An 11,308-nucleotide genomic window follows, 5' to 3' on the forward strand; every position below is an offset into this window, starting at 1 on the left:
GCAAGGGCAATCGAAGGGTAGCAATTTATGGCGTCTGTCACCATCAGCAACATAAAGAAGGACTATGGCGCCCTCTCTATTATCGATGGACTCGATCTCTCGATCGAGGATGGCCAGTTCGTCGTTCTGCTGGGGCCGTCCGGCTGCGGCAAGTCCACGCTGTTGCGCATGATAGCCGGTCTCGAGCCCATCACATCCGGTGAGATCGCCATAGGCGACAGGGTCGTCAACACGCTCCACCCCAAAGACCGCAACATCGCGATGGTCTTCCAGAACTACGCTCTTTACGCGCACATGACCGTCTTCGACAACATGGCCTTTTCCATGCAGTTGAAGAAACGCCCAACCGAAGAAATCAAACAGAAGGTCGGATGGGCGGCATCGATCCTCAACCTGACCCCCTATCTGGAACGGTACCCTCGCCAGCTTTCGGGCGGCCAGCGGCAGCGCGTCGCCATGGGTCGCGCCATCGTGCGGGATCCAACTGTGTTCCTGTTCGACGAGCCGCTGTCCAATCTCGATGCCAAGCTGCGCGTGCAGATGCGCACCGAAATCAAGGAGCTCCACCAGCGGCTGAAGACCACCACCGTCTATGTCACGCATGACCAGATCGAGGCCATGACCATGGCCGATGTCATCGTCATCATGCGCGACGGCCATATCGAGCAGATCGGGCGCCCGCTCGATGTCTATGATCGGCCGGCAAACCTCTTCGTCGCCTCCTTCATCGGCTCGCCCGCAATGAACATGTTCCATGGCGAGGTGGCTTCCGAGCGCGACGCCTGGGTGGTGCGGACCGACGAGCTATCGCTCCCGCTGCCGCCAGGGGCTGCGGTTCGGCCCGGCCAAAAGGTGATCTACGGCATTCGCCCCGAACATCTTCGACCAGTGGCCGACGGGCGCGGTATTCCGGCGAAGATTACGGTTGTCGAGCCGACTGGCCCCGAAATCCACATCTTTGCCAGCATGGGCAACACCGCGATCTGCTCGGTGCTGCATGATCGCATGGAGCTCTCTCCTGGAGCTGTGATCCATCTGGAGCCGGCGCCTGAGCGAATCCACCTGTTCGACCAAGGCAGCGGCGAGCGGCTGGACAAGGGAAGAAGCTGAATGGCGCGGATCATCATCCTCGGCGCCGGCGTCATGGGCTCTGCCATGACGCTTCCGGCCGCTCACGCTGGTAACCGCATCACTCTTGTCGGGACCCATCTCGATGAGGAGATCGTCGGCTCGGTGGCTAGCACAAGTCATCATCCACGCCTCAACATCACTCTGCCTGATGTGGTAACCGCCTGTTCCTGGACCGAATTCGGGGCGGCGATGAACGATGGACCCGATCTGCTTGTACTCGGCGTTTCGTCGGCCGGCATTCCTTGGGCGATCGACCGCATTGCAGAAAGCATCAAGTCGCCCGTGCCGATACTGATGATTACGAAAGGGCTTGCGGCAAGCGACGAAGGCGTGGAAATCCTGCCACATCTGCTTGCCCGCGAGATCGAGCAACGCACTGGCTTGTCGGTCCCGGCGATGGCCGTCGGCGGACCGTGCATTGCCGGCGAACTGGCGGCGCAGCGCGACACCTCTGTGATCGTGGCCGGGCATGATCCCGACCAGGTCGCCGCGGCGTCCCGCATTCTGCACGCGCCTTTCTATCATGCGCGATCGTCATCCGATCTCGTCGGCGTCGAGATCTGCGCCGCTTTCAAGAATTTCTACACACTCGCCGTTGGAGCTCCCGTCGGGCTGCTCGAGCGCGACGGCAAGGCGCCCAATGGCGCACTCATGCACAACCTAGCCTCGTCACTTTTCTCGCAGTCCCTCGCCGAGATGGCGATTCTGGTCGAAGCCCTGGGTGGAAAGGTCGAAACAGTGCTGGGGCTGGCCGGCTCCGGCGATCTTTATGTGACCTGCCAGGCGGGCCGTAACGGTCGCATGGGGCGCCTGCTCGGCCGCGGCCTGCCCTATTCCGTGGCGAAGCGCGAACATATGAGTTCGGACACGGTCGAGGGCGCGCAACTGGCGCTGGACCTTGGTCCGACTTTGAAGAATATGATGGCCCGGGGTGTACTTCCCCACGATCGCCTACCGCTGACGAGAGCCATCATCGACGCAATTTGCCATGATGCTCCGCTGGTCTTGTCCTTCGACCGCTATCATCGAGGCTAGCGGAGCCGGGAAACTCGATTGATGCCTCATATCGATGAGCACATGGCTCCGCCGAGCCCGCTCGGGACCCGCTGCCGCGGAGTGGACAGGATGATCTGATGGAGAAACCAGCACGAAAAAAACGCGACGGCCGCCAAGCCGTAACGAGTTCCGTCACGGCCGATCGCGAGGAAGGGCTGCTCGTACGCGCCGCCTGGCTTGCTTATGTCGGTGACCTGACGCAGGCGCAAATCGCCAAGTCTCTTGGCCTGACCCGCCTTCGCGTCAACCGGATGCTGGCGCATGCCCGTCAGCGGGGGATCGTTCAGATTCGCATCAATTCCAAGGTGGCGAACTGCATCGAGCTGGAGCACCGGCTGCGGGACGCCTATGGCGCTTCCGACCCAATCGTGGTTCCGACACCGCCCGATCCCGCCCTGGTGCCACAGGTGATCGCAGCCGCTGCCGGTGAGGCCCTGTCGCATAGAATCCGTGACGGGATATCGGTGGGCGTGGGATGGGGACGGACGCTCCAGCTTAGTCTGCGCTCAGTGACCGTACGCCCCGTCAGAGGGATGTCGGTCGTTTCCCTGCTTGGCGGGCTCACGCGTGGATCGGCGATCAACATCTATGAAATCGCCTCGCGGCTCGCGGCGCTTTTCGATGCGGAATGCTTCTACATCGCAGCACCCGTTTTCACGGATACGGAGGCCACGCGCGATCTGCTTATGCGCCAGTCCATTCTGGAAGACGCCTTCACCCATGCCCGCGACGTTGACGCCGCTTTCGTTTCGGTGGGCGCGGTGCACAAGGACGCCACCATCTTTCGGATCGGACTGGTAGGAGACGATGATCTCAGATCGCTGCGCGAAGCCGGAGCCGTCGGCGATATTTGCGGCCACTGGATCGGCGCCGACGGACAACTCGTCGATCACCCGCTAAACAGCCGTGTCATCGGCCTCGCCCCCGAACACCTGCGCGACGTCGACACTGTGATCCTGCCCTCCGGCGGCCTCGACAAGGTTCCGGTGCTGCGCGCCGTGTTGCGTCTGGGAGTCGTCGATGTGCTGATCACCGACGAGAAAACCGCTGAGGCGATCCTTGCGGAAAAGCCGTAGCGCAGACTGACCTCTACCAGCAGAGCGGCTCGCGAGTGATCGCTTCTTCGCGTCACAAAACCTCGTGGATTTCCTCGATCGAAGTCTCGCCGATCCGCTTGTCGAGAACGATCTCGCCGCGCGCCATGGCCACGACCCGGTCACAGCATTCGAAAACATGATGCATGTTGTGGCTGATGAAGACGCTGGTGATGTTCTGGGCCTTGAGGGCGCGAACGAAGCCGATCACCTTTCGCGTCTCCTTCACCGAGAGATGATTGGTCGGCTCGTCGAGGATCATGACTTTCGACTTGAAGTGCATGGCCCGGGCGATCGCCACGCCTTGGCGCTGGCCGCCCGACAGTTCGCCGACCAGCGCGTCGGGTGATCTTAGATGCAGATCGACGTCGGCGATCGCCTTGACGCTTTCGTCACGCATGCGCTTCTGGTCCAGGATGCCGATGCCGAAAACCGAGCCCTTCACCGGCTCGCGTCCGATGAAAACGTTGCGGGCGATGGTCATGGTCGGGACCATCGAATTGTACTGGTAGATCGTCTCGATGCCGCGATCCATGGCGTCGCGCGGGTTCGAGAAGCGGACCGGTTCACCGTCGATCCTGATCTCGCCGCCATCGGGCTTTTGGATGCCTGACAAGATGTTGATCAGCGTCGTTTTGCCGGCGCCGTTGTCGCCGACGAGGCCCAGCGCCTCGTCTGGATAAATGTCCAGAGTGACGTTCTTCAAGGCGTGGACGCCGGAATACCATTTCTGGAGTCCCTTGATCGCGATGATGGGTACCGCCATGATCAGGTCTCCACCTTCATTGCCCTGCCCCGCTTTCGAAGCCAGGCGTTCACGACGACCGCGAAGATAGTCAGGAAGCCGATTGCCATCTTGAACCAGTTGGCGTCAACCTGGCTCAGCACCAGTCCGTTGTCGATGACGCGGATAAGGGCAGCCCCGATGATGCCGCCGAAGATGGTGCCGATGCCGCCAGCCAGCGAGGCGCCACCGATGACGGCAGCCGACACGGCTTGCAACTCCAGCCCCTCGCCGATCGAGGGCAGCGGCGCGCCGAGCCGCATCACCTGAATGGTGCCGGCAAAGCCGGCGAGCACCGAACAGATCATGAAGCAGGCGACCTTCACCCGGGCCGTCGGGATGCCCATCGATTGCGCGGCGGGCAGAAAGCCGCCGGTGGCGCGCACCCAGTTGCCGAAATTCGTGCGCGACAGGAGCACCGTCACCAGGATTGCCACGGCGAGAAACCAGAAGAACGACATGCGAAAGAGGTCGCCCGGCCCCACATAGATCGTAAACAGCCATTTGGGCAGAGCGTTGGCTGGGATGACAGGAGGGAAGCCACCGGAGATTACCACCGTCAGCGAACGCGCGATGAACAGCATGCCAAGCGTGGTGATGAAACTTGGTATCGCGAAACGAATCGTTATGAACCCGTTGAAGAAGCCAATCAGGGCGGCGATCGCGAGCCCGGCGGCAAAAGCCGGCGCGAACGGCACGCCTGCCGCCAGCATCACCGCCATGGTCATCGGGGTCAGAGCAAATACCGAGCCTACCGAAAGATCAAACTCGCCGCATATCATCAGCAGGGTCACGCCGATCGCGACCAGCCCCATTTCGGGCAGCAGCCCAAGCATTCCACGCACGTTCTGTGTGTTCAGAAATACGCCGTTCGAGCGAATCTGAAAGACGAGGAGGAGGAGGAGCAGGAACACGACCGCCGCAAGCTCCGGCTTCTCCAGATAAATCTTCATCAAGCGCTTCATCATTCGCTCCGGCTTGGGATTGTTTGCGCTGGCTTGTCGCATCGGCAAGGGCATGGCGGCAGTCTGTCTTCTACCGCCCTTGACAAGGGAGATGCCGTTGGAGGTGGGACGGAGCCGACGCCCAAGGCCTTGCTCCCTGGCCCTCGCCCTTGCCCTCTCCGCGTAAAGAACGAGGAGAGGACGCCGGCTTCGCGCCTACCGCACGCCTTGTGCGGCCAGTTCCTTGAGCTTTGGCACGTCTTCCTTGACGATGATGCCCTTGCCGGTGTCGATGTCTGCCGGCAGCAGACCGACGTTCTTGGCGAGATAGGCTTCCATCACCGGCATGAAGCCCTGCATGTAGGGCTGCTGGTCGACCTGGACCTGGATGTAACCCGCTTCCATCTGTTGCAGGACTTCCGAGACGATGTCGAAGCCGCCCATCAGCACCTTGCCCGGCTCGATGCCGCGATCGATCAGGACCTGGGCCACGTAGGCATGCCAAAGGCCGGTGTCGAAATACACCGTGGTGTCCGGGTGCGCAGACAGATAGGCGCCAACACGATCGGCGACGACGGCGCCATCTGTGCCGGTGTCGAGCCGTTCGATGACCACTTCGCGTCCGGCATTCGCGGCCTTGTATTCCTCAAGGAATTTCATGACGCCGGCAGCGCGCTGTTCAGACCAGTTCTGACCGGGCGCGGAGACGCCGACGAGCGCCCTGATCTTGCCTTCCTTGGGGAAGAACTCGGATATCTTCTTGCCGAGTTCGTAGCCGGCGGGAATGAAGCCTTGTCCGATGAAAGCCTGGCGGGCATTGCCGGCTGCACCCTCGGTGTCGTCGACGTTGGACGCGATGACCGTGACGCCGGCAGCGCGGGCGTCGGCGATGATCTGGTCGAAGGCATTGTTGTCGACGATCGAGGTGATCAGCGCGTCCGGTTTTGCCGCGAGTGCCGCCTGCATGTTGGCCGATTGTTGCTCGATCGAGCCTTCGGTCTGGGTGAAGACCATCTGGCAATTGGCCTGGATCTTGGCGCAGGCGTCGTCAAACCCCTTCTTAACCGCCTGCCAGAACGGGTTCGACGCCGACGAATGGTGCGTGAAGACGATGTTCATCGGCTCCTGTGCGCGTGAGCCGATTGCCGAGCCTCCAGCCAGTACTGCTCCCAAGGCTGCCGAGATAAGTAGCTTCTTCATGGTTCTCCTCCTCCGTAGAAAGCTGCTTCAGGTTCATTTTCAGAGAGTAGATGCGTCGCTCACCCGTCGAAGCGCCGTGAAGGCGCGATCGATCTCCGGGTTCAGTTCCATGCCGAGGCCCGGTCCGGGAGGCACGGTGATCATGCCGTTCTTCACCTCCGGCAATGCGGTCACAAGATCGCGGTACCAGGTCTTGTAAAAGGCCCTGACACTCTCCTGGATAAGTGCGTTCGGCGCATTCAGCGACAGATGGGTCGATGCGCCCAGCACCACTGGACCGGTGCAGTCGTGTGGCGCGACCGGCAGGTGCCATGCCTCAGCCATGGCAGCGATCTTGCGCGCCTCCGAGAGCCCGCCGCACCAGCTGATATCGAGCATAATGACCCCGGCCGCTCCGGTCTCGAGAAGGTCACGGAAAGCCCACCGGGAACCGAGCGTCTCCGAAGCCGATATCGGCGCCAGCGAAGCCTCGGCATAGCGTTTCAGGCTGGACAGGCTGTCCATCCTGATCGGATCTTCGTGCCAGAAGGTGTTGTAGGGGGCGAGCTCGCGAGCGATCTGCATGGCCGGCAGCAGCTGCCACATTGAATGGAATTCAACCATGATGTCCATCTTGTCGCCGACCGCGTTGCGGATTTTCTCGAATGGCACCAGCGCGGAATTCAAGTCGGGCTGCGATATATACTGGCCGCGCGTTTTCTCGGCGGCCATGTCGAAGGGCCAGATCTTCATGGCCGTGATGCCTTCCTCCAACAACGAATGCGCCAGTTCGTCGGCGCGGTGAAGGAAGCCGTTCAGATCATCATAGGCGTCGCCGGCCTTGTCGAGCCCGTAGTTGGCCGTCGTCTGCCCGGTGGCCTTCTTGATGTATTCGGTTCCGGCACAGGTGTTGTAGGTCCTGATCTCGTGCCTAGTGAAGCCGCCGAGGAGTTGTGCGATCGGCTGACCCGTCGCCTTTCCGAACAGATCCCAAAGCGCGACGTCGAAAGCGGAATTGCCCCTGACTTCCGCGCCCGTCGATCGGAAACCGAGATACCCGACGAGGTCGGCAGCAAGCAGGTCGATCTGCAAGGGATCGCGCCCGATCACGCACGGCGCGACATATTCGTGCAGATAGGTCTCGACGGTTTCAGCCATGAAGAAGGTCTCGCCGAGTCCGACGAGGCCTTCGTCCGTGTGGACCAGGACCCAGAGAAGGTTCGGCCGCTCCTTGAGCCGCAGCGTTTCCAGTTTCGTGATCTTCATTGCGCCCCTGCTCCTCAGGCGATGCCGGCCGCCAGCAGGGCCTTGACGCTCTCGTCAAAATGCCTCGCCATCAGGTCACGCGCCGACTGGGGATCACCGGTCTCGATTGCTTCGGCGAGGTCGATATGGATCTGGATCATCTGCAACTGCTCGGCATCCGAAGGGCGGGTCCGCCAGCCGATCGGCCAGGTCTGGCGCGATACGCGCTCGAACGCGCCGACGATGAGGCTGAAAACCGGATTCTTCGCAGCCTTGGCGATTTCGAGGTGAAAGGCGAGATCGTGCTCCATGACCTGTTCGGGCCGTTTGAAATTCTCGCGCATGGCGAGCGCGTGCGTCCTGATCATTTCCACTTCGTCGGCGGTTCTGCGCAAGGCCGCCAGCATGGCGGTGCGGGTCTCAATCGTGCGGCGCACGTCGTAGATTTGCTGCACCGTGATCTGCTCGGTGTGGACGCCATGCTCGATCACCAGTGACATGGCGCCATAATCCAGCTCGGCGACCGTAGCCCGTCTGCCCGCCCTCAGGTCGATAAGCCGCATGGCGGCGAGCGAGCTGAAGGCCTCGCGAACCACGGTACGCGAGACGCTCAATTGTCTCGAAAGCGCGGCCTCGCTGGGCAGCTGGTCGCCGGGCCCGAGCTCATGCGCGCGGATATGGCGCGTGATCTCGCCGATCGTATTGCTGACCAGGCTCGCTGCGTCGGAATGTTTTGCGGATACGGCCGTGCTCACGCAATCTCCAGTTCAGGAGGGGCAAACCTGTATGGCAGGTTTTCCAGATATGTTGATAGTACATAGGAAAGCTGTATGTCAATCGAGTCTTCGCCGGGAGACCCTCGGCATCATCACCGGGGACATCGATGACCAGAGGCTTGCATGACCGATGCTGTTGACGCGACCGATTCCGGTCGGCCGGGTGCGGGAGCCTGCGTGGTCGAACAGCGATCATCGCGCTTGGGTAGGGCAGACATTCTCGTCGTGAACCGGCGGGCGGCCGCCCATGCCGCCCGAAAATATCTCGCCGGACGGTTCACTGATATTTCGATCGACGCACCCCATATGAGCGGAAAGAGTGTCACTTGAGGACTTGCCTATGCTGATTTCGCGTTGGGGACGGTTTGCAGTTTTGTTTGCGGGGTTGTTCCTGGCATTTTCCATGGTCGCTGTGGATCACGCCGATGCGCGCCGTGGCGGCAGCTTCGGCAGTCGCGGCATGCGCACTTTCCAGCCGGTCCCGCCGACCAGAGTTGCGCCGCAACCGGCCGCACCGGTCGAGCGCTCGATGACGCCCAATGCGGCCACGAACAATGCGGCCCGTCAGCCGCAGGCATTCCAGCGCCCGGGCTTCTTCAACGGCCTCGGCGGATCGATGATGCGTGGGCTGCTTCTCGGCGGTTTGATCGGCGTTCTTCTGGGCCATGGGTTCGGCGGCTTGGCCGGCATGTTGGGTCTTTTGCTCCAAGTACTGCTGTTCGGCGGCGCGATCATGCTGGCGATCCGCTTTTTCCGCTCGCAGGCGGCGCAAAACCCGGCACCCGCTATGGCCGGTGCCTCGCGAGGCACCGGGACCTTTGGGCGAAGCGCCGCAGCCCGGCCTGACCCGAGCAACACCACAGCGTTCCCCATTCCAGGCATTGGGTCAGGATATGGCGGAACGAACCAAGACAATGCTTCCGATGAGATCACTCTCACCCAAACCGATCTGGACACGTTCCAGCACCGGCTGACGGAAGTTCAGGAAGCATTCGGGCGCGAGGACCATGCTGCATTGCGCCGGTTGGTGACACCCGAGATGGTGTCCTATCTGTCCGAGGAACTTGCCGACAATGCCAAAAAGGGCGTCAGGAACGACGTGTCGGACGTCAGCCTGCTGGAGGCCGATATTGCGGAAAGTTGGCGGGAGGGTGATCGCGACTACGCGACGGCTGCTTTGCGCTATGAGTCTCGCGACGTGACCCGCGACCGCATCAGTGGCAAGATCGTTGAGGGCCAGGCCGATCAGCCGACGGAGACGGCCGAACTGTGGACCTTTACGCGGCAGAACGGCGGTGACTGGAAGCTTGCCGCAATACAGCAGCCTGGCTGATGTGCTTGCCTTCATTGAGATGTCTGCGCAGAGGCTGTTCAGGTTTCGCGCTACCACTCGAAGGCCAGCGCCCTTTTCGCGCGTTTGATCAATCCGTCACGGACTGATGCGGTAGCTCACCAGCGCGCGCCGGCGTCGCCTTGAGCCCGATGGACTTGGCCAGTGCCGAGCGACAAACGGCATATGCAAGATCATTTGCCGCAATTTCTGCGGTGAATAAACCAGCTAAACACCGCATGGTCACGGTTTATTATTCCCCATTATCAGCTTCTTCTCTCAAAGATATGCCATTTTGACGCTATATCTCGTCAGGTTATGAGGCATTTTGTGATTAGGCAGTGAGAATGGCACTGGTCCAGTACTCCGACATTGGCTTCTTCGCTCCGCGCACGATTGCGGACGTCTTTCGCACGACGAGCGACGAAGTCGGCCGACCTGCCGGGCAAGGGCAAGGACGCCGTCCAGCACAAGCTGCGGGTCCGGTCGGACAAGACCCATGGCCGATGTGGTCCACAAGATCGAGCCGTGCTTCGGTTCAACCCTTCGCAAGATCGCCCGCCTTGCCGCTACGAATTGAGAGCTGTGGCTCGGCCATATCGGATTCCTTCGCCAGTCGCTTCGCCCCCAGCCAAGCTCATGCAGCCGCAGCATCGCTGCCACCTCTTCAGGCTCAAGCATCTCCTCTCCCTGCATCGTTCTCGACAATGCAGGAATCGCCGAAATCCCAATCGTCATCCATGCCTCCTCTCATAACCGAGGGGGTCAGTTCTTCATTTCGTCAGGGGGTCAGTTTCTCAATTCGGCCGACACTCCCTTTGCCGCCATGATGCAAGCATCAACATCTGAGCCTTCCATGCTCAAATCGCCAAGGGTTGTTGAGAACTTCGGATGACCCGTATCGCAACCTTTAACGTCAACGGCGTGAACGGTCGCCTGCCCTTGCTCATCAAGTGGCTGGGTCAGACCGACTATGACATCGTGTGCCTTCAAGAATTGAAGACTTCGGATGAGAAATTTCCCGCGGAAGCCGTCAGGAACGCCGGTTATGGCGCGATCTGGCACGGGCAAAAGTCCTACAACGGTGTAGCTATACTCGCACGGGGAAAGGAGCCCCTGGAGCGTCGACGCGGCCTGCCGGGTGACCCTGACGATACTCACAGCCGGTATATCGAGGCAGAGGTGGATGGGATCGCCGTGGGGTGCATCTACCTGCCCAACGGCAATCCAGCGCCCGGCCCGAAATTCGACTATAAGCTCCACTGGTTCGACCGTCTGATCAGCTACGGCCAGCTACTGCTTAAGGAGGGGATCACAAGCGTTCTGTGCGGCGACTACAACGTCGTGCCAACGCCGATCGATGCCGTGGTGCCGAGACGTTGGACAGGCGATGCAGTCTACTTTCCGGAGAGCAGGCAGGCCTACGCCGAAATGCTAGACAATGGCTGGATGGATGCCGTCCGCTGCATTCATCCGGAGAAAGGCATCTACACGTACTGGAACTTCTCCTACCGAGGCGGTTATGATCGGAGTTCCGGCCTCCGGATGGACCACCTCCTCGTCAGCCCATCACTTTCGAACAGGTTACGTGACGCGGGCGTGGACGCTGACCTGCGAGGCTGGGAAAAGCCGAGTGATCATGTGCCCGCCTGGATAGAGATCGACCCGTCCGGCAAGTAGTTGAGTAAGCGCTATTTTCGCTGCACGTTGACGCGAGCGCTTTCGACGGATGGCCTTCGAATCGGGAACGGTATCTGGTCTGATCAGGC

General features: G+C 61.0%; 10 protein-coding genes and 1 pseudogene. 5 read left to right on the forward strand and 6 right to left on the reverse strand.

Translation table 11 applies throughout. The features are described from left to right. Positions 1-27: 27 nt before the first annotated feature. From NKJ23_RS29200 to NKJ23_RS29210, 3 genes are all read left to right on the forward strand, one after another. Positions 28-1,110, forward strand: a complete 1,083-nt coding sequence (locus NKJ23_RS29200; RefSeq protein ID WP_352684031.1) for an ABC transporter ATP-binding protein — start codon at positions 28-30, stop codon at positions 1,108-1,110. After that, complete coding sequence (locus tag NKJ23_RS29205) at positions 1,111-2,166, forward strand: hypothetical protein (protein ID WP_352684033.1); 1,056 nt, start codon at positions 1,111-1,113, stop codon at positions 2,164-2,166. A gap of 98 nt (positions 2,167-2,264) precedes the next feature. After that, complete coding sequence (locus NKJ23_RS29210) at positions 2,265-3,263, forward strand: sugar-binding transcriptional regulator (protein ID WP_352684035.1); 999 nt, start codon at positions 2,265-2,267, stop codon at positions 3,261-3,263. Between the two features lie 52 nt (positions 3,264-3,315). On the opposite strand, the gene NKJ23_RS29215 is transcribed toward NKJ23_RS29210, so the two are convergent. The 5 genes from NKJ23_RS29215 to NKJ23_RS29235 all read right to left on the reverse strand — a co-directional run bounded on the left by NKJ23_RS29215 (position 3,316) and on the right by NKJ23_RS29235 (position 8,188). After that, on the reverse strand, positions 3,316-4,047 hold the full coding sequence (locus NKJ23_RS29215; protein ID WP_352684037.1) for an ATP-binding cassette domain-containing protein: 732 nt from the start codon (positions 4,045-4,047) through the stop codon (positions 3,316-3,318). Between the two features lie 2 nt (positions 4,048-4,049). Continuing rightward, entirely contained in the window at positions 4,050-5,030 is a 981-nt protein-coding gene (locus NKJ23_RS29220) for an ABC transporter permease (RefSeq protein WP_352684039.1), read from the reverse strand. A gap of 195 nt (positions 5,031-5,225) precedes the next feature. Further along, the gene (locus NKJ23_RS29225) at positions 5,226-6,209 is read right to left on the reverse strand and encodes a sugar ABC transporter substrate-binding protein (protein WP_352684041.1); all 984 of its coding nucleotides are present in this window, start codon (positions 6,207-6,209) and stop codon (positions 5,226-5,228) included. Positions 6,210-6,248: 39 nt separating this feature from the next. After that, the gene (locus NKJ23_RS29230) at positions 6,249-7,454 is read right to left on the reverse strand and encodes a mandelate racemase/muconate lactonizing enzyme family protein (RefSeq protein WP_352684043.1); all 1,206 of its coding nucleotides are present in this window, start codon (positions 7,452-7,454) and stop codon (positions 6,249-6,251) included. Positions 7,455-7,468: 14 nt separating this feature from the next. After that, positions 7,469-8,188, reverse strand: a complete 720-nt coding sequence (locus NKJ23_RS29235) for a FadR/GntR family transcriptional regulator (protein ID WP_352684044.1) — start codon at positions 8,186-8,188, stop codon at positions 7,469-7,471. Positions 8,189-8,552: 364 nt separating this feature from the next. On the opposite strand from NKJ23_RS29235, the gene NKJ23_RS29240 reads away from it, so the two are divergent. After that, positions 8,553-9,542, forward strand: a complete 990-nt coding sequence (locus NKJ23_RS29240) for a Tim44 domain-containing protein (protein ID WP_352684054.1) — start codon at positions 8,553-8,555, stop codon at positions 9,540-9,542. Positions 9,543-10,143: 601 nt separating this feature from the next. Here NKJ23_RS29240 and NKJ23_RS34765 read toward each other — a convergent pair. Then, a pseudogene (locus NKJ23_RS34765) lies at positions 10,144-10,277 on the reverse strand (IS21 family transposase); the annotation flags it as partial. A 153-nt stretch (positions 10,278-10,430) separates the two neighbouring features. Between NKJ23_RS34765 and xth the strand changes: the two are divergent. Beyond that, the gene (gene xth / locus NKJ23_RS29245) at positions 10,431-11,219 is read left to right on the forward strand and encodes an exodeoxyribonuclease III (protein ID WP_352684046.1); all 789 of its coding nucleotides are present in this window, start codon (positions 10,431-10,433) and stop codon (positions 11,217-11,219) included. Positions 11,220-11,308 lie beyond the last annotated feature (89 nt).

It is taken from the genome of Mesorhizobium sp. M0184 (assembly GCF_040322215.1).
In the GTDB taxonomy this organism is placed as follows: domain Bacteria; phylum Pseudomonadota; class Alphaproteobacteria; order Rhizobiales; family Rhizobiaceae; genus Mesorhizobium.

Coding starts and splice junctions, on each gene's coding strand:
- NKJ23_RS29200 (WP_352684031.1), top strand. CDS start 28: ATGGCGTCTGTCACCATCAGCAACATAAAGAAGGACTATGGCGCCCTC.
- NKJ23_RS29205 (WP_352684033.1), top strand. CDS start 1,111: ATGGCGCGGATCATCATCCTCGGCGCCGGCGTCATGGGCTCTGCCATG.
- NKJ23_RS29210 (WP_352684035.1), top strand. CDS start 2,265: ATGGAGAAACCAGCACGAAAAAAACGCGACGGCCGCCAAGCCGTAACG.
- NKJ23_RS29215 (WP_352684037.1), bottom strand. CDS start 4,047: ATGGCGGTACCCATCATCGCGATCAAGGGACTCCAGAAATGGTATTCC.
- NKJ23_RS29220 (WP_352684039.1), bottom strand. CDS start 5,030: ATGAAGCGCTTGATGAAGATTTATCTGGAGAAGCCGGAGCTTGCGGCG.
- NKJ23_RS29225 (WP_352684041.1), bottom strand. CDS start 6,209: ATGAAGAAGCTACTTATCTCGGCAGCCTTGGGAGCAGTACTGGCTGGA.
- NKJ23_RS29230 (WP_352684043.1), bottom strand. CDS start 7,454: ATGAAGATCACGAAACTGGAAACGCTGCGGCTCAAGGAGCGGCCGAAC.
- xth (WP_352684046.1), top strand. CDS start 10,431: ATGACCCGTATCGCAACCTTTAACGTCAACGGCGTGAACGGTCGCCTG.